20 protein-coding genes are annotated in these 21024 nt (G+C 67.5%); 10 read left to right on the forward strand and 10 right to left on the reverse strand.

Annotated elements, in window-relative coordinates:
* Window positions 1-18: 18 nt before the first annotated feature.
* The 6 genes from M2352_RS11855 to cobD form a co-directional block, all read right to left on the reverse strand.
* Entirely contained in the window at window positions 19-270 is a 252-nt protein-coding gene (locus tag M2352_RS11855) for a hypothetical protein (protein WP_264664688.1), read from the reverse strand.
* A 112-nt stretch (window positions 271-382) separates the two neighbouring features.
* Window positions 383-1687, reverse strand: coding sequence for a methyl-accepting chemotaxis protein (locus M2352_RS11860; RefSeq protein ID WP_264664689.1), 1305 nt, complete (start codon window positions 1685-1687; stop codon window positions 383-385).
* Window positions 1662-2186, reverse strand: a complete 525-nt coding sequence (locus M2352_RS11865) for a PAS domain-containing protein (protein ID WP_264664690.1) — start codon at window positions 2184-2186, stop codon at window positions 1662-1664. Before M2352_RS11865 ends, M2352_RS11860 begins: the two co-directional genes overlap by 26 nt.
* Window positions 2187-2310: 124 nt before the next feature.
* Window positions 2311-2829, reverse strand: a complete 519-nt coding sequence (locus M2352_RS11870; protein WP_264664691.1) for a GNAT family N-acetyltransferase — start codon at window positions 2827-2829, stop codon at window positions 2311-2313.
* Window positions 2830-2922: 93 nt separating this feature from the next.
* Entirely contained in the window at window positions 2923-4560 is a 1638-nt protein-coding gene (locus tag M2352_RS11875; RefSeq protein ID WP_264664692.1) for a sensor domain-containing diguanylate cyclase, read from the reverse strand.
* Window positions 4561-4702: 142 nt separating this feature from the next.
* On the reverse strand, window positions 4703-5722 hold the full coding sequence (gene cobD / locus M2352_RS11880; protein ID WP_264664693.1) for a threonine-phosphate decarboxylase CobD: 1020 nt from the start codon (window positions 5720-5722) through the stop codon (window positions 4703-4705).
* 60 nt (window positions 5723-5782) lie between these two features.
* Between cobD and cbiB the strand changes: the two genes are divergently transcribed.
* On the forward strand, window positions 5783-6748 hold the full coding sequence (cbiB, locus tag M2352_RS11885) for an adenosylcobinamide-phosphate synthase CbiB (protein WP_264664694.1): 966 nt from the start codon (window positions 5783-5785) through the stop codon (window positions 6746-6748).
* A gap of 30 nt (window positions 6749-6778) precedes the next feature.
* Here cbiB and M2352_RS11890 read toward each other — a convergent pair whose 3' ends face one another.
* The 3 genes from M2352_RS11890 to M2352_RS11900 form a co-directional block, all read right to left on the reverse strand.
* A complete protein-coding gene (locus M2352_RS11890; RefSeq protein ID WP_264664695.1) occupies window positions 6779-8077 on the reverse strand; it encodes a hemolysin family protein in 1299 nt (432 codons plus the stop codon).
* A 71-nt stretch (window positions 8078-8148) separates the two neighbouring features.
* Window positions 8149-8802, reverse strand: coding sequence for an exopolysaccharide biosynthesis protein (locus M2352_RS11895; protein ID WP_264664696.1), 654 nt, complete (start codon window positions 8800-8802; stop codon window positions 8149-8151).
* Window positions 8803-9035: 233 nt separating this feature from the next.
* Entirely contained in the window at window positions 9036-9443 is a 408-nt protein-coding gene (locus tag M2352_RS11900) for a response regulator (protein WP_264664697.1), read from the reverse strand.
* A gap of 351 nt (window positions 9444-9794) precedes the next feature.
* Between M2352_RS11900 and M2352_RS11905 the strand changes: the two genes are divergently transcribed.
* Complete coding sequence (locus tag M2352_RS11905) at window positions 9795-10415, forward strand: transcriptional regulator (RefSeq protein WP_264664698.1); 621 nt, start codon at window positions 9795-9797, stop codon at window positions 10413-10415.
* A gap of 20 nt (window positions 10416-10435) precedes the next feature.
* Here the strand turns inward: M2352_RS11905 and M2352_RS11910 are convergent, their stop codons facing one another.
* Window positions 10436-10918, reverse strand: coding sequence for a helix-turn-helix domain-containing protein (locus M2352_RS11910; RefSeq protein ID WP_264664699.1), 483 nt, complete (start codon window positions 10916-10918; stop codon window positions 10436-10438).
* Between the two features lie 660 nt (window positions 10919-11578).
* On the opposite strand from M2352_RS11910, the gene fliF reads away from it, so the two are divergent.
* The 8 genes from fliF (at window position 11579) to M2352_RS11950 (ending at window position 21013) form a co-directional block, all read left to right on the forward strand.
* Window positions 11579-13249, forward strand: coding sequence for a flagellar basal-body MS-ring/collar protein FliF (gene fliF, locus M2352_RS11915; protein WP_264664700.1), 1671 nt, complete (start codon window positions 11579-11581; stop codon window positions 13247-13249).
* Window positions 13250-13310: 61 nt separating this feature from the next.
* Window positions 13311-14078, forward strand: coding sequence for a FliH/SctL family protein (locus M2352_RS11920; RefSeq protein ID WP_264664701.1), 768 nt, complete (start codon window positions 13311-13313; stop codon window positions 14076-14078).
* 44 nt (window positions 14079-14122) lie between these two features.
* Complete coding sequence (fliN, locus tag M2352_RS11925; protein ID WP_264664702.1) at window positions 14123-14449, forward strand: flagellar motor switch protein FliN; 327 nt, start codon at window positions 14123-14125, stop codon at window positions 14447-14449.
* Window positions 14446-15324, forward strand: a complete 879-nt coding sequence (locus M2352_RS11930; RefSeq protein ID WP_264664703.1) for a motility protein A — start codon at window positions 14446-14448, stop codon at window positions 15322-15324. The genes fliN and M2352_RS11930 overlap by 4 nt, the downstream gene beginning before the upstream one ends.
* Before the next feature lie 3 nt (window positions 15325-15327).
* On the forward strand, window positions 15328-16863 hold the full coding sequence (locus tag M2352_RS11935) for a sigma-54-dependent transcriptional regulator (protein ID WP_264664704.1): 1536 nt from the start codon (window positions 15328-15330) through the stop codon (window positions 16861-16863).
* 61 nt (window positions 16864-16924) lie between these two features.
* Window positions 16925-19099, forward strand: coding sequence for a flagellar biosynthesis protein FlhA (gene flhA, locus M2352_RS11940; protein WP_264664705.1), 2175 nt, complete (start codon window positions 16925-16927; stop codon window positions 19097-19099).
* 43 nt (window positions 19100-19142) lie between these two features.
* On the forward strand, window positions 19143-20216 hold the full coding sequence (locus M2352_RS11945) for a flagellar biosynthesis protein FlhF (RefSeq protein WP_264664706.1): 1074 nt from the start codon (window positions 19143-19145) through the stop codon (window positions 20214-20216).
* Window positions 20213-21013: a MinD/ParA family protein gene (locus tag M2352_RS11950; protein WP_264664707.1), complete on the forward strand. Its 801-nt coding sequence runs from the start codon at window positions 20213-20215 to the stop codon at window positions 21011-21013. Before M2352_RS11945 ends, M2352_RS11950 begins: the two co-directional genes overlap by 4 nt.
* The last annotated feature ends 11 nt before the right edge of the window (window positions 21014-21024 follow it).

Raw genomic sequence — 21024 nt, forward strand, 5'->3', positions numbered from 1 at the left:
CCTCATGAACACGGGCTGTCAACCGTTATTCCGAACTTTTTGCGGCGGGGAAATTTTTTCCGCCACCCCCGGTCCCGCCAGCGCGCGGGCGGCACAGAGCACCGCGGCGCTGGCGGGATCCGCCGCAAACCCCGCGCGGTGCTCGCCGGGGCAGACCTCCCACAAGGCCAGCAGCAGCGCGGCCATGTCCTGATCCCGCGCCTTCCGGCGCTGCCGGAAGAGACGCTGACGCTCCGCATCCGACATCGGCTTGAAAAACGGCTCCACCATGGCCTGTACCGGACTCCCCGTCGGTTCCACCATGGCATGACGATGACGTATGTATGAAAAAGCGCAACCGGTGATGCGTGACGCCGGTTGCGCACCCGCCCCAAAGCCGTCCCTACTGCCCGTTGCACACCCGTGCGACGAAATCGTCGATGTCGCGGTTCAGGTCATTGGCCCGGCGGGACAGGGCGCCGGCAGAGGTCAGCAGCTCGCCCGCCGCCGCACTGGCGTCGTTGGCGCCGCCGGCCACCCGCGACACCGCCCCCGCCACCGTGCGCACGCCGTTGGACGCTTCCTGGATCGAGCGGCTGATTTCGCCGATGGCGGCACTCTGCTCCTCCGCGGCCCCGGCGATGCCCATGGCGATGCCGTCGATGTCGCGGATCATGGTGCCCACCGCCTGGATCACCACCGCGGTTTCCCGCGTCACCGCCTGGACCGAAGCGATCTGGCGGCTGATCTGGTCCGTGGCCTGGGCCGTCTGATTGGCGAGCGTCTTGACCTCGCTCGCCACCACGGCAAAGCCCTTGCCGGCCTCGCCCGCCCGCGCCGCCTCGATGGTGGCGTTCAGCGCCAGCAGGTTGGTCTGGCTGGCGATGTCGGTGATGAGTTGCACCACCGCCCCGATCTCGTCCGCAGCACTCAGCAGGGAACGGATGGTGGTGTCCGCCGCCTCCACCCGCGTCACGGATTCCTTGGCCAGCGTCGCGGTGCGCGACACGCCCTGGGCCACCTCGCCCACCGCGCTGGACACCTGCGAGGTGGCGGCGGCCACACCGTCCACGTTGCCCGACACATGCTCCGCCGCGTCCGCCGCCGACGAGGACTGGTCGAAGGTGGTGGTGGCGATGCCGCTCATGCTGCGCGACGCGGTTTCAAGCTGGGCGGCGTTGGCCGACAGCCCTTGCGCCACCGCGCGGATGTTGGCGCCGATGCGGGTGGCGCTTTCCACGAAGGCGCGGCTCTTGCGGTCCATGGCCTCCAGCCCGGCGTTGACGCGGCTGGAGAAGGTGGCGAAGTCGCCGGTCATCCCCACCATGACGATGCGGCGGAAATAATCGCCCCTGGCCGCGTATTCCATGGCCGCGTTCGCCTCTTTCCCGAAGGATTCCACGCGGTCGAGCAGGCGGTTGACGTTGCGCTGCATCTCGGCCACGCCGTCGGCGCCGCGGATGCGCAGGATGCGCGGCTCCAAGTTGCCGCGCTCGGCGGCGGACAGCACGGCGTTGGCCTGGGCGACGGCGGCCAGCACCCGGCCCGACCAGCGGGCGGCCAGCACCGCCGCGGCCAGGGACGCCGCCCCCAGGCCCGCCATGATCCAATCGCCGCCCATGGCCCCATAGCCGGCCTGCACCAGGGACAGAACAATCAGGACCGAAACCGCAAGACGCCCGTTAAAGGCTGAAGACGAATTCGTCATAGCTCGCCCCTTTTTCGCGCAGAATCGACTGAAGCAGGGCGCCACCGGCCTCCATCCCCGCTTTCCGGTCGGCGTGTTTCGCCTCTTCCGCCCTCAATGCCGCGTACAGGCCGGTTGCGGCAGTCACCGCCGCGCGCGACGGCACGCGGCGGCTGGAATGATAGCCCGTGACCGCCGTCCCGCCGGAATAAACCGGTGTGACATGGGCCAGAACCCAATAATGGTCACCGTTCTTCGCCAGATTGACCACATAGGCGAAGATCTCGTGACCCGACGAAATCCGGTCCCACAGCAGCTTGAACACGCACCGCGGCATGTCCGGGTGGCGGATCAGGCTGTGCGGACGGCCCAGAAGCTCGTCTTCGGCAAAGCCGCTGACGCGGATGAAGACGTCGTTGGCATAGGTGATCACACCCTTCAGATCGGTCTTGGAAACGATGATCTCGCTCTGATCGAACGTCCGTTCACGGCCCGTCGGAGCCGCCGTTGAACGCGCCATGACATTCCCCGTCCGCGCGAAGAAAACCTTATCGCGCAAGAAAGTAGTTGAATCTAATATGCGGTGGAAAGCTGTACGGCGGGAGTATTAATACACAATCCCGGACTGTAAAGTGAATTTATGATCAAAGAGAGCCATGATTACGCCGACGATATAAAACATGAGGCAGGCCGGAATAAATGAAATTCCGCTCATATAAGAAGCCTGTTTTCTCCATCACGCGGCGGGATTGCACATTTGTCGGCAGCGTGAACGAAACAAGACTGGTAAACCGCAACCGAGAAAAGGCAATATCAGCCAAGGCTACCGCTATTTCGGTAGCAACACCCCTTCCCCACCACCTTTTGCTGTAACCGTACAGCAATTCGTCTTCCCAAACCCCGTCCAGCGGCAGACGGCGCAGCCCGGCCCGCCCGGCAAAATCACCGGTCGCGGTGTGGCGGATCGACCACAGGCCGAACCCGTGCTCATCCCAATGGGCCTGGACCCGGCCCAGAAAGGCACGGGTCTCATCCTCCGACCACAAACGGCCGCCCAGGGTCGCCATGACCGCCGGGTCGGTGTGCATGCGGAAAATATCGTCGAAATCGGCGACCCCCAGACGGCGGGCCGTCAGGCGTTCGGTCCGGAACTCCTCGATCACGCGCACTCCCCCCTTTGCCCAGCGGGTTTTCCCGCTTTTCTTATGACGGGCGGACGGGCCTGACAGCCGGGTGGGCGGGCTGTCCGGGCCGGATCACATCCCGCTTTCGTACACCACCACCCGGTTCCGCCCTTCCCGCTTGGCACGGTAGAGCGCAAGGTCGGCGCGGTGGATCGCCTTTTCCAAGGTGTCGCTGTGAATGTCCACCGCCGAGATGCCGATGCTGGCGGTCAGCGTCACGCGGTCGCGCGACACCGGAATCACCAGACGCGACAGGTTGCGGCGCAGCCGGTCGGCGACCACCCGGCATTCGTCGGTGGTGGTGCCCGGCAGGGCCACCACGAACTCCTCGCCCCCCAGCCGGCCCAGCACGTCGTATTCGCGCAGGCTGGTGTTGCAGGCGCTGGCCACCATCCGCAGGGCGTCGTCGCCCACCGCGTGGCCATAGGTGTCGTTGACCCGCTTGAAGTGGTCCACGTCCAACACCAGCACCGACATGGGTTCGTTGAAGCGGTGGGCGCGGGCGAACTGCTGCCGGGCCATTTCCATGAAGGACCGGCGGTTGTAGATACCGGTCAGCGGGTCGCGGGACGCCATTTCCCGCAACGCCTCTTCCATGTTGCGGCGTTCGGTGTAGTCGTAGATCCAGGCCAGATTGACCGGCACGCCATTGATGACCGCGTGGTTGACGGTGAAGAGCGTCCAGAAGGGTGAATCGTCGGCGCGCTTGAACTGCACCTCCATGTTCATCACCGCTTCATTGGTCTTGAGCTTCTCCACCACCCGTTCCCGCTGGGCGTCGTCCACGTAATAGTCGCGCGCCCGCGATCCCACGATCCGGTCGCGGTCCAGCCCCACCAGTTCGGCGAAGCGGGTGTTGGCGAAGATGATGACCCCGTTGTCGCGGCGCGACACCGACACGCCGATGGGGCTCTGCTCCAGGATCATCTGCAGCTTGGCGCCCGTCGGGTTGTCGCCGGACAGGTCGTGGATGACGCCGAGAATGCCGCCGAACTGCCCGTCGGTGCCGCGGAACACGGATTTGGAGATGCGGACCTTGTGCAGTGTGCCGTCGGCGTGGGGGATCAGCTCCTCGTACGAACGCTGACCCCACGACGCCTGAACCTCGCGGTCCATATCCTCGTGCGCGGCGGCCAGATGGGGATCCATCATGCTGAACGAGGTGCGTTCGATCAGGTCGCGGCGCGGCAGGCCGGTGAACCGTTCGAACGCGTCGTTGCAATCCACGAACCGCCCCTCCGCGTCCTTGATGAACACCGGAACCGGCAGGGTTTCGAACAGCACGTCCTTCAGCAGCATCTGGTCGCGCAGCGCCGCTTCGGCCCGGCGGTGATGGCTGACGTCGGTCAGCACCCGCAGTTCGCAACTGCTTCCGTCAGGAGCCGTGACCGACGACGACGCTTCCAGAACCCACACGAATTCGCCGTCGCGGCAGCGGTAACGCCGCTCGCGGCCCGCGCGCGGCTGAAGGGGCAGCCCCTGGTCGGGCATAGGGTCGGCAGCCTGAAACAGATCAACCCGTTCCCCGGTCAACTCCCCATAGGGATATCCCAGGAGTTCGTGAAGGGCGGGGTTGGCATAGAGGATGGCGCCGTCCGCCGCGGCGATGCACACCCCCGCGGGCAAAGGGTCGAACATGGCCCACGGCGCCGACGTTTCCGCCCCCGCTTCGTTCATTCCCGCCACCGTGGTGCCAACCGCCTCGAGCATGGAGCGAAGTGTGTCATAGCGGCTTCCGAGTCAGCAACCACCGTTATGCCCGGTTGCGTGCCGGATGCCGTTTCCATAGGCAACCGCGCGCTTATGTCGCGGATACCATACGCATGCCAACCTATGGTTAGTTTTTATTAACTTATTTGGCGGCCAAGGCCACATACAATCTGCGCTCGCCATCGGAATCGGGGGGCAAACCAAAACGCAAGCGCGTGGGATGATCGGCAAAACGGCGGACCAGAATTCCCGCCCGGCCCAACCGGGAATAGAATTCCGGTGCCCGATGATCTTCGGCCAGACGGAACAGGCTGGTGCCCCCGGCAACCGCCAGCCCTGCCCCCGCCAGCACCCCGTCGAGCCGGCGCGCCGCCGCCTCCAGCCACCGGCGCGTGTCCTGCGCCCAGGCCGCGTCGTTCAGGGCGGCCGTGCCGATGGCCAGGGCCGGACCGGCCACCGCCCATGGGCCGACGGCGGCGCTCACGGTCCCCGCCAGCGCCGGGGCGGCGAGAACGAAGCCCAGACGCACCCCGGCCAGCCCGAAGAATTTCCCGAAGGACCGGATCACCACCAGCCCCGGCATCCCGGCCCGGGGTGCGATGCTGGCCTGCGGCGTCACCTCGGCAAAGGCTTCGTCCACCACCAGCCAGCCGCCCGCGGCATGGCGGCGGGCGGCCAGGGCCGACAGGGTGTCGGGGGGCAGAATGCGGCCATCGGGGTTGTTGGGGTTGACCACCACCGCCACGTCGGCATCGGCCAGTTCGTCCAGGCCGGCAACCGTGCGCACCCGGTGCCCGGCCTGCGCCCATGCCTGCGCGTGTTCGGCATAGGTGGGGCCGAGAACCGCCACCGTCCCCGGCGGGCGCAGCCGGGGCAGAAGCTGGATCAGCGCCTGCGACCCCGGTGCGGCGGCCACATGGTCCGGCGACGGGGCGCCGTAGAAGCCGGCGGCGGCGCGGCGCAGCCCCTCCTCCTCTCCCCGGCCCGGCAGACGGGTCCAGGCATCCGTGGCGAGGGGGGGAAGCGGATAGGGCCGCGGGTTGATGCCGGTGGACAGGTCCAGCCACGGCTCATGCGCACCGGGAAAGGCCGCGCGGGCGGCATCGAGATCGCCGCCGTGCAGGATCGGTTCGTCCTTGGTGCCGACGGTGGTTTCCGCCATGATCCGTCCCTCTTTTCTTTCTCTTTCCCGCCCGTACCGGCCCTGGAGCCCCGCCTGGACATGGAGTTGCATTTCACGCTGCTGGCCGCCGCCCTCGCCGTCGAGGGGCTGGCCGGCTATCCCGGCCCCCTGTACGCCCGCATCAGCCACCCGGTGGTGTGGTTCGGAGCCCTCATAAACCGGCTGGACCGGATGCTCAACCACGATGGCGCCCCGCCGCTGAAACGGCGGCTGGCCGGGGTGCTGGGACTGGCGGCGTTGCTGGCGGTGGTGGGCTGGGGATCGGCGGCGCTGGCGGCGGCGCTGCGCACGCTTCCCTTCGGCTGGCTGCTGGAGGCGCTGGCCGCCTCCACCCTGCTGGCCCAGCGCAGCCTGTACGACCATGTGGCCGCGGTGGCGGCGGGCCTGCGCGACGGCGGGCTGGAGGGCGGACGCCGCGCCGTCGCCATGATCGTCGGGCGCGACCCGGCGACCCTGGACGAGCACGGCGTGGCCCGCGCCGCCATCGAAAGCCTGGCCGAAAACTTCTCCGACGGCATCGTCGCCCCGGCGGTGTGGCTGGCGGCGGGGGGGCTGCCCGGCATCGCGCTTTATAAGGCCATCAACACCGCCGACAGCATGATCGGCCACCGCACCCCCCGGCACGAGGCGTACGGCTGGGCCGCGGCGCGGCTGGACGATCTGGTCAACCTGCCGGGGTCGCGGCTGGCGGCCCTGCTCGTCATCGGAGCGGCGGCACTGACGCCGGGGGCCGATCCGCAGGCGGCGGCGGCCAGCGTGCGCAAGGACGCCACCCGCCACCGCTCCCCCAACGCCGGCTGGCCGGAATCGGCCATGGCCGGGGCGCTGGATCTGCGGCTGGGCGGCCCGCGGGTCTATGGGAACATGCGGGTGACCGACCACTGGATCGGGCCGGGGCGCACCGCCGCCACCGCCCAGGACATCGACCGCGCGCTCGCGGTGTTCCGCCGCGCCTGCCTGCTGCTGCTGGCCGGTGCGGTGGTGCTGGGCATCGTCGTGCCGTAGCGGCTGGCGTCGGGGGCGGCGGGCCGCCCCTTATTCCTCCTCCACCGCCGGGGCTTTCTGGATCAGGATCTTGTCGATCCGGCGCCCGTCCATGTCCACCACCTCGAAGCGGATGTCCTGCCACAGGAAATGCTCGCCGGCCTTGGGAATATGGCCGAAGCGGTCGAGCATGAAGCCGGCGATGGTGTGGTAATCCCCCTCCCCGCGCAGGTCGCGCACGCCCACCAGATCCTCGATCTCCTCGACCGGCGACATGCCGTCCACCAGCCACGAGCCGTCGTCGCGCTGGACCGCCGCCTCACCGTCGTCGCCCGGTTCGGGCAGGTCGCCGGCGATGCTGACCAGGATGTCGGTGACGGTGACGATGCCCTCCACGCTGCCGTACTCGTCCACCACCACGGCCATGTGCACGGTCGCCTGCTTGAACAGCTCCAGCATGCGCATGATGGGGGTGCCGTCGTGGACGATCAGCGGTTCGGCCATGGCCGCGCGCAGGTCGATGGGCTTGCCGCGCAGCGCCTGTTCCAGCAGCGCCTTGGTGGAGACGATGCCCTGCACCTCGTCCACGTCGCCGCGGCAGACCAGGAAACGGGAATAGGTGCTGGTGCTGATTTCCTGCGCGATGGCGTCGGGGGGGTCGGTCATGTCCAGCCACATCACGTCCGGGCGGGGCGTCATGATCGAGCGCACGGTGCGGTCGGACAGGCGCAGAACCCCCTCGATCATCGCCTGCTCGACGGGATCGAACACGCCGGTCTGAGTGCCCTCCTTGATCAGGGTCTTGACCTCTTCTTCCGTCACCGTCTGTTCGCGGGTGGTCTGCTGCCCGAACAGCTTCAGCAGCCCCTCGGTGGATGCCCCCAGAAGCCAGACGAACGGGCCGGTGGCCGACGACAGCACCCGCATGGGCCGCGCCACCGCCGAGGCGATGCGCTCCGGATGCACCAGCGCCATGCGCTTGGGCGCCAGTTCCCCCACGATCAGCGACAGATAGGTGATGACCGCCACCACGATGGCGAAGCCCGCCTGGCTGCCGTACGGGGCGATCCACGGAATGGTGTCCAGATATTGCCCCAGCCGGTCGGCCAGGGTGGCGCCGCCATAGGCACCGGCAACGATGCCGATCAGCGTGATGCCGATCTGTACCGTGGACAGGAACCGGCTGGGGTCGTCGGACAGCGCGAGCGCCGCCTTGGCCCCCCGCGCCCCCTTTTCCGAGGCCATCTGCTGAAGCCGCGCCCGCCGCGCCGACACCACCGCCATCTCCGACATGGCGAAGAAGCCGTTCAACACGATCAGCAGCACGATAATCAGAACTTCCCAGATCATAGCCTCATGCCCCCCAGGGACGAATGTGTGTCTTGCCCACCGCTGTCACTCAACGCCGTCCTCTCCCCGCCCTATCCCGTCGCCTGCCGCACGACGAAGGCGGCGCCCTGGAACAGCCCGAGCCCCACCGCCGAGACGATGGCCAGCGCCGCCAGCCCCGCCACATACCCGGCCAGGACGAACAGCCCGTCCCGCTCGATCAGGCCCAGCGCGATGAGGGCGATGGCGAAGGCGGGCGGCTGGTTGCCGAACACGATGGGCAGCGCCATCACCGCCGCCATCAGCATGATGACCAGCCCCGCCCCCCGTTCCCCCGGCCCCTGCGCCAGCGGCACGAGCCGGGCGCGCAACAGGTTCCGTTCGATCCAGGCGATCTTCGGCCGTGCCCGTTCCAGCACGCGCAGCAGCGCCCTCCGCTCCACCGACGCCGCGGCCAGACGCCGGGGCAGCCATGGCGTGGACCGTCCGGCGGCGATCTGCGCCCCCAGAAACAGCATGGGCAGCCCCGTCACCGTGGACAGCCCCGGCACCGGCAGCACGTTGGGAACCGACAGCAGGATGAGAAAGGCGCCGAACGCCCGGTCCCCCAGCGCCGCCATGGCATCGCCGAGGCGGATGCGCTCGTCATGGTCAAGCGCAAGGAAATCGTCCAGCACCTGCGAGGCGCGGACGCTTTCCGGCCGGCCCGCGTCCGCGCCGCTTTGCGTGGGGGGTGATGACGGCATGATGACCGGCCCGTCCGCAGGGGACGGGGATCGTGGCGGCGGGTCGTCGCTCACAGCGTCCCCTGTGCTGACGAACCGCGGCTATGGCGGGAGTGACCCATGACTCCGAATGATATTCAACCAAACCGTTGGGGACAGCTTTACAGGAACAGGGGCCGCTTGACCAGCCCCGCTGACGCTTTACCCCCAACAGCCCATGATTGCGGGGACGATGGTTGCGCGGATGATGGTCATCACGAGGACGATCCGCGACCCTTCTGCATGGCAAAGCTCAGCCGCTTGACCAGATCGGCCTTCGACACCGGCTTCACCAGATAGCCCGAGATGCCATAGGCGATGGCGCGTTTGACCATATCCGCCTCCCGGTGGGCGGTCAGGACGATGACGGGAATGTCGGACAGCGGGTTGCCGGTGGCGGTGCGCAGCGCGTGCAGCAGGTCCAGCCCGCTCATCCGCGGCATTTCCAGATCGCAGATGATCAGGTCGATGCCGTCGCCCTTGTCCCGCAGAACCTCCAGCGCGTTCATGCCGTCGCGCGCCTCGGTCACCAGGTGGACGTCCAGGTCGTGCAGCAGGCGCAGCACCAGCCGCCGGGTGAAATCGTCATCCTCCACCAGCAGCACGCGGAGATCCCGCATCATGGGATGGCCGCCGCCCATTCCCCCGCCCTGCGTCGCACCCCGCCCCCATTGCTGCATCCCAGCCCCCCAATAAAACGCACCCCTTCACCGGGATTGGACGATGTAGCCTGACATACACGCTCCATGTCTATCTTTTTTGATTAAGACGAAAGACAGGAGTCGCAAATTTTAATTCCCTTTGAAAAGCATTTATCATTGATTATTGAATAAATTCGATAAAATTACCCAGGACGATCGCTGGCACATACCCGCATAATCTTCCGCCGTGCCCGCCCAGCCAGCGGGTAGACTTGCATCCGTATGCAGGCGGCACGGTTGCCCGGCGGCGGCGGGCTCTGCTATGGCTTATCCATGAGCGACACGCCCCCTTCTTCCCGGCGCCCGTCCCGCCGGCGCGCCGGCGCCCCGGACCCCGACCAGTACGACCTTCTGGACGTACCGGAGGCGACGTCGGTGCTGCTGACCTATTCGGGCCGCACCGTCGATCTGGAAAAGCCCGATTTCAGCCGTTTCGACATCGAGGACATCGCCCGCCCGCTGGCGTACCAATGCCGGTTCGTCGGCAACACGCGGGTGTTCTTCAGCGTGGCGCAGCATTGCATCGTGGCCAGCGATCTGGCCCCGCCCGGCTATGCCTATGACGCGCTGCTGCACGATTGCGAGGAGGCGTTCACCGGCGACTGGCCCACCCCGTGGAAGGTGCGGATCGGACGCGACCGGCTGCGGGATGCGATCGCGCCGCTGAAACGGGCGCTGGCCGACCGGTTCGGGTTCCGTTACCCCGAACCGGCGGCGGTGAAGCTGGCCGACCAGCGGGCGCTGGCGACCGAGTTGCGCGACCTGTGCGCGCCCCACCGGGTCAACTGGCAGGATCTGCCGCCCCCGGCGCCGGCCCCCATCGTCCCCCTGGGACCGGAAGAGGCCCTGGCGGCCTTCATCGAACGCTACCACGCCCTGAAGAAGGCCGCCTGACCGGTCCGCCGGATGCTGGATCAGGCCCGCCCGGCGGCGTGGCCGTAGGTGCCGGCGGCAGAACCGGCCGCCGGGCCGGCACCGTCGTCCACGGCGCAGCGTTCGGCCAGTTCACGCAGCGCGCTGCGGACCTGGGGGTCGCGGATGCTCTGGAAATAGCGGGCCAGCATCAGGGCCTCGCGCGAGCGCAGCGTGTTGGCGTCAACGCTTTCCGCGGCATGGGTGTCGGAAACCGCCGCCGGGCTGCCGGTCTGGGAATCCAGCCCTTCGAAGAACACCGACACGGGAACACGGAAGAACTGGGCCAGCTTGTACAGCCGGCTGGCCGACACCCGGTTGAAGCCGCGCTCGTATTTCTGAAGCTGCTGGAACGTCAGGCCCAGGCCCGCCGCCACGTCGCTCTGACTGAGCCCCGCCAGCATCCGCAGTTCGCGAAGCCGCTGTCCGACGAAGACATCCACCTCGTTCAGACCCTCTTTTTTCTCACGGCCACGTTTTTTCACGGCCATCTCCCTGCTTGAAGCCGCATCGGAAAAACCGGCGGCATACCAAAAACCATACTAATTTTCGCCGTATCTGAGGTGAACGCGGAAAAGAGGAAAATCAACAAGTGCACCCCCACCCCCGTCACTCACCTTTGCGGCGAATGGCATCATCAACTTTATGCAGATGATGGCCTAGACCTGTGTTCTCCTTATCAGCATGTCAACGGGGAGCAAAATATTTGCTGTCATCCTCAACTGAAAACAGCGTGCTCCAACCTTTGCACGCAGCCTCCCGCCGGCCCCCTGCGCATGGCCGGGACCGTCATGGAGCACGGGGCCGGGCGGGTGTGACGGGGGCGCATCATCACCTGTAACGCGGCCGCACCAGTGGGCAGATTTTGCCTAGCGCCCGGCAAAAGCTGCCGGGGAATTTACCTTCTGTTCATCAAAACCTTCCTAGCATGACCGGACCTTAGGGAACGGAAAGCCGGAAACCGGGCCGCGGCGGAAGCCGTCGGGCCGGGGTGCGTGACTGTGGCACAGGGGTAACAGCCACGCGGCCGCACGGGGCGGCAACGGGACGGCTACCCCCCGCGGCGCCCATCTGCTAGGGATAGGCTGAACCGTGCCGTCTGATCCCCTTCTGTGACAAACCCTGGCCGATTGGGAGCCGCCCTCGTGAACAACCTGCTGCAGACGTTGCGCAATCTGGGGCCGGCGCGCCTGGCGGCGATCGGTGGCGTGGCCCTGCTTCTGATCGGATTCTTCGTCTATTTGACCACACGGCTGTCGTCGCCGGAGATGGAACTGCTCTACGCCGAGCTTCAGCCCGCCGACGCCGCGGCCATCGCCAAGAAGCTGGACGAGTCCAAGATCCCCTATCAGGTGGACAAGAACGGCACCAAGATCATGGTGCCGCCCGACAAGGTGGGCCAGATCCGCATGAACATGGCCCAGGCCGGGCTGCCGTCGGGCGGATCGGTGGGGTACGAGCTGTTCGACAAGCCCGAAGGGTTCGGGGCCACCAGCTTCATCCAGAACATCAACCATCTGCGCGCCCTGGAAGGTGAGATGGCCCGCACCGTCGGCACGCTGAACGGCGTGATGCAGGCGCGCGTGCATCTGGTGCTGCCCAAGCGCGAGCTGTTCGCCCGCACCCAGAATCCAGCCACCGCCAGCGTCTTCGTCAAGATGAAGCAGGGTGCCACGCTGTCGCGGGAAAACATCCTGGCGATCCAGCACCTGATCGCCGCGTCGGTGCCCAACCTGGAACCCACCCAGGTCTCGATCATCGACGACAAGGGCAAGCTGCTGGCCCGCGGCATGGGCCAGAACAGCGAGGAAATGCTGCTGGCCACGGCGGAGGAAAAGAAACAGGCGTACGAACACCGCATGGTCGGCGTGCTTGAGGATCTTCTGGGCCGCACCGTCGGTTACGGCAAGGTGCGGGCCGAGGTCTCGGCGGACCTCGACTTCGACCGCATCAGCACCCAGTCGGAGGTGTTCGACCCCGAAAGCCAGGTGGTGCGGTCCACCCAGACCGTCAACGAAAGCAACGAAAGCCAGGACCGCGACCCGCTGGCCCCGGTGACCGTTGACCAGAACCTGCCCACGGCACAGGCCGGCAACGGCTCCAATTCCGGCCCGATCTCGTCCAACAAGGCGAACCGGACCGAGGAGACCATCAATTACGAAATCAGCAAGACCACCAAGAGCCATGTACGCGAGACCGGGCAGATCCGCCGCATCTCGGTGGCGGTGCTGGTGGACGGCCTCTACGCCCCCGATCCCAACGGTGGCAAACCCACCTATCAGCCGCGCTCGGAACAGGAGATGGAGAGCATCCGGGCGCTGGTGCGGTCGGCGGTGGGGCTGGACATGGTGCGCGGCGACACGCTGGAAGTCATCAACATGCGTTTTGCCACCCCCGACGACGAATTCGCCAAGCCCGAGGAGATCTTTCTGGGCATGACGAAGGAAGACCTGTTCCGCATCGCCGAAATGGTGGTTCTGGGCATCGTCGCCGTGCTGATCATCCTGCTGGTCATCCGTCCGCTGATCACCCGCGCCTTTGAAAAGGCCGAGGAGGGGGACGAGGACGAAATGGACAAGCTGCTGACCGACCAGAGCGGCATGCCCGCCGCGCTGGCCGGCCCCAGCGGCGCCCTGGCCCAGGATCTGGCGCTGGAAGCGGCCCAGGCCGACGAAGAACTGGAACAGATGATCGACATCAACCGGGTGGAAGGCCGGGTGCGCGCCTCGTCCCTGCGCAAGGTGGGCGAGATCGTGGACAAGCACCCGGAAGAAGCCGTGTCCATTCTGCGCAACTGGCTGTATCAGGAAAGCTGATAGTCCTCTTTCGTGGTAGTGAAGCGTTTCGGTCTGGATTTCCGTCGATACAGGACACACCATGCCCTCGATCCGCAAATTTCTGTTCGACGAATCGTTCGACGTCGATGTTCCCAACCGCAGCTACTATGTGGAAGATGAGGAGCTGCTGCCGGAACCCGAACCGGAGCCGGAACCCGAACCGGAGCCCGAGCCGGAGATCCCGCCCCCGCCCACCTTCAACGAGGAGGAGCTGGCCGCCGCCCGGCGGGAGGGGTTTGCCGAGGGTGAACGGGCCGGACAGAGCGCCGGCTACGGCAAGGGCTTCACCGAGGGGTTGAACGCCGGCAAGAACGAGGGGCTGGAAACCGGCCGCGCCCAGATGGCCGCCAGCAGCGAGGCGCGGCTGGCCGGCGCGCTGGAGCGCATCGCCGGGGGCATCGGCCAGTTGCTGGCCGACCGTCAGGCCACCAACGCCATGCGCCAGGACCAGCCGGCCCACATCGCGCTCGCCATCGTGCGCAAGCTGATGCCCGAGCTGGCCCGCCGCGGCGGGCTCGACGAGATCGAAGGGCTGGTGCGGTCCTGCCTGACCGAGCTGCTGGACGAACCGCGTCTGGTGGTGCGGGTGGCGCCCGACATCATCGACCCGGTGCGCGAACGGCTGGAAGCGCTGGGGACGCAGTCGGGGTTCGGCGCCCGCATGATGGTGGTGGCGGAAGCCGGGCTGGAGCCCGGCGACTGCCGGATCGAATGGGCCGAGGGCGGCGTGGAGCGTGACACGCGGCGCCTGATGGCCGATATTGAGCATTGCGTGGCGCAATTGTTGCAAGCTCCGGCGCAGCCGTGACCGGCGCCGCTCACGGTTCCTGTTGGGAAAGGGTGTGACACTCCATGGGCAAGGACAGTTTCAGCCTGGACGAGATCGAGGGCGGCGGACGCTCCGATTCCGATTACGAAACCGGCCTCGGTCCCGCCAAGGATCTGGAGGCGGTCTATGACATCCCGGTGCAGATTTCCGCCGTGCTGGGCAAATCCACCATGCAGGTCAGCCAGTTGCTGAAACTGGGCCGCGGCGCGGTGGTGGAGCTGGACCGCAAGGTGGGCGAAGCCATCGACATCTATGTGAACAACCGGCTGGTGGCCCGCGGCGAAGTGGTGGTGGTGGAAGACCGGCTGGGCGTGACCATGACCGAAATCATCAAATCGGACCGCGGATGACCGACGCCCGCGACTCCGCCCCCTCCCCCTCTTCCGGCAGCGGTGTCAGCGCGGCGGCCCCGGCGCGGGCGCGTCTGCGCGGCGGGCTGGACGCGGCCACGCTGCTGGGTCTGGCGGCGGCGGCGGGCGTGGTGGTGGTGGCCATCACGGCGGGCGGTTCCTTGCGCGCCTTTCTCGACCCGCCGTCGCTGCTGATCGTGCTGGGGGGGACGCTGGCGGTGACCACCGCCTCCTTCTCCATCCCCGACATCGGCGCGGCGTGGCGGGATGCGGCGCGGGTGCTGGTGCACCAGCCCCACGACCCCCGCGCGGTGGGGCGGCAGATGATGCTGGTGGCCGAAAGCGCCCGGCGGGCCGGCCCGGAAATCCTGCGCGCCATGCTGCCGGAGGTGCGGGGCGAAGCCTTCCTCCACCGATGCCTGACCCTGGTGACCGAGGGGCTGCCCCACGACGAGGTGGAACGCATGCTGTCGGGCGAGGTGGAGGCATCCGCCGCCGGCCGGCTGAAGAGTGCGTCCGTGCTGCGCCGGGCGGCCGAGGTGGCGCCGGCCATGGGGCTGATCGGCACGCTGATCGGGCTGGTGCAGATGCTGGGCAGCCTGAACGACCCGTCGGCCATCGGCCCCAGCATGGCGCTGGCGCTGCTGACCACCTTCTACGGGGCGGTTCTGGGCAACGTCTTCCTGGCGCCGCTGGCGGCCAAGCTGGAACGCAACGCGGAGGAAGACGCGCTGATCCGAACCCTATATACCATCGGAGCGGTCTCCATCGCGCGGCAGGAAAACCCGCGGCGGCTGGAAATGCAGCTCAACACCGTTCTGCCGCCGGGGCGGCGGATTCAGTATTTCGACCGTGAATCCCCGAGGGGAGCCTGAGTGATGCGTCTGTTGATCGTTGGAACGCTGGAAGGATACATCACCGCCGCGGGCAAGATTGCCATGCAGCGCGGTGCGAAGGTGTCCCACACCGACAGCATTGAGGGCGCGCTCAACGCCTTGCGGGCCGCTGCCGGCGCCGATCTCGTGATGATCGACGTCAAGCTGGACATCGCCGCCTTCATCACCAGCCTGAAGGCCGAGCGCATCCACATCCCCGTGGTGGCGTGCGGCATCGGCACGGATGCCAGTGCCGCCGTGCGCGCCATCCGTGCCGGGGCAAAGGAATACGTGCCGCTCCCCCCCGATGCCGAACTGATCGCCGCCGTCCTGGCCGCGGTGGCGGAGGAAAGCCACGCCATCGTCTGCCAGGATCCGGCCATGCTGGCGGTGCTGGGGCTGGCCGACCAGATCGCCCCCAGCGACGCCTCGGTCCTCATCACCGGCGAATCGGGCACCGGCAAGGAGCTGATGGCCCGCTACATCCACCGCAAGAGCCGGCGGACCAACGAACCCTTCGTCGCGGTCAACTGCGCCGCCATCCCGGAAAACCTTCTGGAATCCGAACTGTTCGGCCATGAGAAGGGCGCCTTCACCGGCGCCGTCGCACGGCGCATCGGCAAGTTCGAGGAAGCCAACGGCGGCACCCTGCTGCTGGACGAATTGTCGGAGATGCACCCGCGGCTGCAGGCCAAGCTCTTGCGCGCCATCCAGGAACGGGAAATCGACCGCATCGGCTCGTCCCAGCCGGTGAAGGTGAACGTGCGCCTGATCGCCACCTCCAACCGCAATCTGGAGGCGGAGGTCCGGGCCGGCAATTTCCGCGAAGACCTGTTCTTCCGCCTGAACGTGTTCAACCTGCGCCTGCCCAGCCTGCGCGAACGCCCGCTCGATATCCCGCTGGTGGCCGATTACTTCATCAAGAAGTATTCGGAGGCCAACGGGCTGGCGCCCAAGCCGCTGGCCCCGGAAACCCTGGCCATGCTCCAGGGGCACCACTGGCGCGGCAATGTGCGCGAGCTGGAAAACACCATGCACCGGGCGGTGCTGCTGTCGCGCGGGGACAGCATCGGGCCGGAAGCCATCATGCTGTCCAGCCAGATGCTGGCCCCGGAAGGGTCGGGGCCGGCGTCGGTTCCCAGCAATTCGCCGGTGGCCCAGCCCTTCGCCTATCCCGGCGGCACGGTGCCGCCGGCGGCCCCCGTCACCGCCCCGCCGGTCGCGGTGCCCCCGGCGCTCCCCCCCGGCTCCAGCCCCTATGGCATGACCGGGTACGGCATGCCCAAGGTGGCCGCCCCGGCGGCGCCCACCGTGGTTCCGCCCCCCGGCACGCCGATGGCGGGGCTGGTCGGGCGCACGGTGGCCGACGTGGAGCGCGACCTGATCCTGGAAACGCTGACCCACTGTCTTGGCAACCGCACCCACGCTGCCAACATCCTGGGCATTTCCATCCGCACGCTGCGCAACAAGCTCAAGCAGTACAGCGAGGAAGGCATCCCGGTGGTTCCGCCGGGTGCGGAAGAGCGCGCTTCGCTGTAAGGTGGCAGAACGCGGGGTGATGGACGGCGGCAGAATGGACAGCGGCGGACGGCATTAGGGCATGGCGCTTACCGAACACACCAATCCAGGCGGCGGCAAGGGCGGCGGGGGCGGCGGCAACCTGTCGGCCCTGACCGACATGCTTGCGGTCGCCAAGGCGTCGCTGAAGCGCGGCGACGTGGTGATGGCGTTCGGCATCGTCATCATCATCGTCGGCCTGATCGCGCCGATGCCGTCGATCATGCTCGACATGATGCTGGCCATCAACATCACCATCTCGGTGCTGATCCTGATGGTGGTGCTGTTCATCGAAAAGCCGCTGGAACTGTCGGCCTATCCCACCATCCTGCTGATCACCACGCTGCTGCGCCTGTCGCTCAACATGGCGTCCACCCGTCTGATCCTTCAGCACGGGCACGAGGGCACCGACGTGGCGGGCCATGTGATCGAGGCCTTCGCCGGCTTCGTGATGGGCGGCGACTTCATCATCGGCGTGATCGTCTATTCGATTCTGACCATCGTCAATTTCAAGGTCATCACCGCCGGCTCGGGCCGCATCGCCGAAGTGGCGGCCCGCTTCACCCTGGACGCCATGCCCGGCAAGCAGATGGCCATCGACGCCGACCTGTCGTCGGGCATGATCGACGAGGCCACGGCGCGGGCGCGGCGCAAGGAACTGGAGGACGAGAGCGCCTTCTTCGGCTCCATGGACGGTGCGTCGAAGTTCGTGAAGGGCGATGCCGTCGCCGGCCTGATCATCATGGTGATCAACATCGTCGGCGGCGTGTCCATCGCCGTGCTGCGCCACGGCCAGCCGGTGATGCAGGCGCTGGACACCTTCACCAAACTGACCATCGGCGACGGCCTGGTGTCGCAGATCCCGGCGCTGATCATCTCCATCTCCGCCGGTTTCCTGGTGGCCAAGGCCGGTGCCGGCGGCTCCACCGACAAGGCGGTGGTGGGGCAGCTCACCAACCACAGCGCGGCCCTGGGCCTGTCCACGGTGATGATCGGCGCCATGGCGCTGCTGCCGGGCATGCCGCTGCTGACCTTCCTGCCGGTGGCCGGGGCGGTGGGCGCCGCCGCGTGGTACATCCCGCGCGCCAAGGCCAAGAAGGAACTGGAAGAGGCGGAGGCCGCGGCGGCCGCGGCGGAGGCGCAGGCCGGGGGCGGGGGCGGTCCGGCCCCGGTGGCCGACGAGCCGATCGCCACGGCGCTGGCCATCGACCTGATCCGGCTGGAGCTGGGTTATGGCCTGCTGACGCTGATCAACCAGCCGCAGGCGGGCAGCCACCGGCTGACCGACCAGATCAAGGGGCTGCGCCGCCAGATCGCGGGCGAGGTGGGGTTCGTCATGCCCGCCGTGCGCATCCAGGACAATCTGCAGCTCCCCCCCAACACCTACATCATCCGCATCAAGGAGATCGAGGCGGGGCGCGGCGACATCCGCCCCAACATGCTCCTGGTGATGGACCCGCGCGGCGAGGCCATGAGCATGCCGGGCGAGCAGACCACCGAGCCCACCTTTGGGCTTCCGGCCATCTGGATCGAGCCGGGATACCGGGAAGAGGCGATGTTCCGCGGCTACACCGTGGTCGATCCCTCCACCGTCGTCACCACGCACCTGACCGAACTGATCAAGGACAACATGCCGGAACTGTTGTCCTTCACCGAGACGCAGAAGCTGCTGGACGAGTTGGACAAGGAGCACCAGAAGCTGGTGGCCGACGTGGTGCCGCAGCAGATCACCGTCGGCGGGCTGCAGCGGGTGCTGCAGAACCTGCTGGCCGAGCGCATCTCGGTGCGCGACCTGCCGACGATTCTGGAGGGGATCTCGGAAGCGGCCAGCCAGACGCGCAGCATCACCCAGATCACTGAACACGTCCGCACCCGTCTGGCCCGCCAGATTTGCGACGCATGCGCCAACGAATTGGGTATTATCACCCTGATCACCCTGTCCCCCGAATGGGAGCAGGCGTTCGCCGAGGCCCTGGTGGGCGACGGCGACGACCGGCAGTTGACCATGGCGCCCAGCCGGCTGCAGCAGTTCATCACCTCGGTGCGCCAGACGTTCGAGCGACAGGCCATGATGGGCGAAACCCCCGTTCTGCTGACCAGCCCCTACATCCGGCCCTACGTGCGCTCCATCGTCGAGCGGTTCCGCCCGTCCACGGTGGTGATGTCCCAGAACGAGATCCACCCCAAGGCCAAGATCAAGACGCTGGGGCAGATCTGATGACCTGCCCCCCTCCCACCCGTGACCGGAAGGAGCTTCGCCGATGCGGTTGAAATCCTTCCACGCCAAGAACATGGCCGATGCCATGCGCCAGGTCCGCCAGGCGCTGGGCGACGATGCCATCATCGTCGCCACGCGGGAGGAGGAAGGCGGGGGCGTGCGCGTCACCGCCGCGGTGGAGGACGACGACCAGCATTCCCACAACAGCGCCGCCGTCTCCATGGCGCGCGTGCCCCCGCCGCCGCCCGAGCCGGTGGTGGACGTGGGCGAGGTGCTGGCGGAGGCGCTGCACCGCCACGGCGTACCGGCGGTTCTGGCCGAACAGTTGCTGGATTCGGCGCTGGGGCTGGACACCGACGATCCCACGCTGGCGCTGGGGGCGGCACTCGATTCCATGTTCACCTTCCACCCGCTGCCCGACGGCGGGCGCGGCCGGACCAAGCCGCTGGTGCTGATGGGACCACACGGCAGCGGCAAGACGCTGACGGTGGCCAAGCTGGCCGCCCGCGCGGTGTTCAAGAACCGCAGCGTCAGCGTCATCTCCACCGACACCGTGCGGGCCGGCGGGGCGGAACAGCTTGCCGCCTTCACCCGTCTGTTGAAGGTGAAGTTCCACATGGTCGAAGACCCGGAGGCGTTCAGCGGTGCCTTGCAGATGAGTGCCGACAACGATCTGGTCCTGGTGGACACCGCCGGGCACAACCCCTTCGATCCCGACGAGATGAACGACCTGAAACTGCTGCTGTCCGCCACCGCCGATCAGGTGGAACCGGTTCTGGTCCTGCCCGCGGGTCTGGACATGGTGGACGCCGCCGAAACCGCGCTGATCTTCCGCCAGATGGGTGCCCGGCGCATGCTGGTGTCGCGTCTCGACACCGCACGCCGCCTGGGCAACGTGCTGGTGGCGGCCCACCGATCCCGCCTGGCCTTTTGCGACGGGGGCGTCGCCTCCAAGGTCGCGGAGGGCCTGACCCCCCTCAACCCCATTGGACTGGCCCGGCTGATGATGCCGGACCAGGACAAGAAGAAGCGGCCGGCGGCGTCCCCGTCCCGCTCCAAACCGTCCGGGAACAAAGCCCGCGCCATGAGCACCCCGTCGTCGAGGACACTTCCATGACCGACCCGGTTTTCAACACGAACCCCGCCTCCATGAGCAATGTCCGCCCGCTGCGCGGCGCGAACGTCATCGCCGTGGCCAGCGGCAAGGGGGGTGTGGGCAAGACCTGGTTCTCCATCACGCTGGCCCATGCCCTGGCCCGCGCCGGCAAGAACGCGCTGCTGTTCGACGGCGACCTGGGTCTTGCCAACGTGGACATCCAGTTGGGCTTCACCCCCCGCCACGACCTGGGGCAGGTGATCGACGGCTCGGTGAGCCTGAAGCGCGCCGCCGAGCGGTTCCCCGACACCGGGTTCGACATCGTGGCCGGGCGGTCGGGGTCGGGCACGCTGGCCACCCTGCCCAGCCAGCGGCTGTCGGGGCTGCGCAACGACCTGCTGGAGCTGGCGCGCAACTATGATTACGTGATCATGGACATGGGGGCCGGCGTTGACCGCACGGTGCGCACCCTGGCCGGTCCCGCGGGCCGCACGCTGGTGGTCACCACCGACGAGCCGACGTCGCTGACCGACGCCTACGCCTTCATCAAGCTGACCCACGCCACCAACCCCAACGCCGACCTGCGCATCGTGGTCAACGTGGCCCAGAGCCTGAAAGAAGGCGAGCGCACCTACAACACCATCCTGAAGGCGTGCCAGAACTTCCTGAAGTTCAAGCCGGAACTGGCCGGGATCATCCGCCGCGACCTGAAGGTGCGCGACGCCATCCGCACCCAGACGCCGCTCCTGACCCGCTCGCCCGCCTGCGATGCCGCCAACGACGTGATGGGCATCGCCCAGCGGCTGATCCGCGAGTAACGGGGGACCGG

The sequence above is a fragment of the Azospirillum fermentarium genome (genome assembly GCF_025961205.1).
Lineage (GTDB): Bacteria > Pseudomonadota > Alphaproteobacteria > Azospirillales > Azospirillaceae > Azospirillum > Azospirillum fermentarium.

Coding starts and splice junctions, on each gene's coding strand:
- M2352_RS11865 (WP_264664690.1), bottom strand. CDS start 2,186: ATGGCGCGTTCAACGGCGGCTCCGACGGGCCGTGAACGGACGTTCGAT.
- cobD (WP_264664693.1), bottom strand. CDS start 5,722: ATGGCGGAAACCACCGTCGGCACCAAGGACGAACCGATCCTGCACGGC.
- flhA (WP_264664705.1), top strand. CDS start 16,925: ATGGCGCTTACCGAACACACCAATCCAGGCGGCGGCAAGGGCGGCGGG.
- M2352_RS11905 (WP_264664698.1), top strand. CDS start 9,795: ATGAGCGACACGCCCCCTTCTTCCCGGCGCCCGTCCCGCCGGCGCGCC.
- M2352_RS11930 (WP_264664703.1), top strand. CDS start 14,446: ATGACCGACGCCCGCGACTCCGCCCCCTCCCCCTCTTCCGGCAGCGGT.
- M2352_RS11900 (WP_264664697.1), bottom strand. CDS start 9,443: ATGATGCGGGATCTCCGCGTGCTGCTGGTGGAGGATGACGATTTCACC.
- M2352_RS11935 (WP_264664704.1), top strand. CDS start 15,328: ATGCGTCTGTTGATCGTTGGAACGCTGGAAGGATACATCACCGCCGCG.
- fliN (WP_264664702.1), top strand. CDS start 14,123: ATGGGCAAGGACAGTTTCAGCCTGGACGAGATCGAGGGCGGCGGACGC.
- M2352_RS11855 (WP_264664688.1), bottom strand. CDS start 270: ATGGTGGAGCCGTTTTTCAAGCCGATGTCGGATGCGGAGCGTCAGCGT.
- M2352_RS11890 (WP_264664695.1), bottom strand. CDS start 8,077: ATGATCTGGGAAGTTCTGATTATCGTGCTGCTGATCGTGTTGAACGGC.
- M2352_RS11920 (WP_264664701.1), top strand. CDS start 13,311: ATGCCCTCGATCCGCAAATTTCTGTTCGACGAATCGTTCGACGTCGAT.
- M2352_RS11945 (WP_264664706.1), top strand. CDS start 19,143: ATGCGGTTGAAATCCTTCCACGCCAAGAACATGGCCGATGCCATGCGC.
- M2352_RS11950 (WP_264664707.1), top strand. CDS start 20,213: ATGACCGACCCGGTTTTCAACACGAACCCCGCCTCCATGAGCAATGTC.
- cbiB (WP_264664694.1), top strand. CDS start 5,783: ATGGAGTTGCATTTCACGCTGCTGGCCGCCGCCCTCGCCGTCGAGGGG.
- M2352_RS11875 (WP_264664692.1), bottom strand. CDS start 4,560: ATGCTCGAGGCGGTTGGCACCACGGTGGCGGGAATGAACGAAGCGGGG.
- M2352_RS11895 (WP_264664696.1), bottom strand. CDS start 8,802: ATGCCGTCATCACCCCCCACGCAAAGCGGCGCGGACGCGGGCCGGCCG.
- M2352_RS11860 (WP_264664689.1), bottom strand. CDS start 1,687: ATGACGAATTCGTCTTCAGCCTTTAACGGGCGTCTTGCGGTTTCGGTC.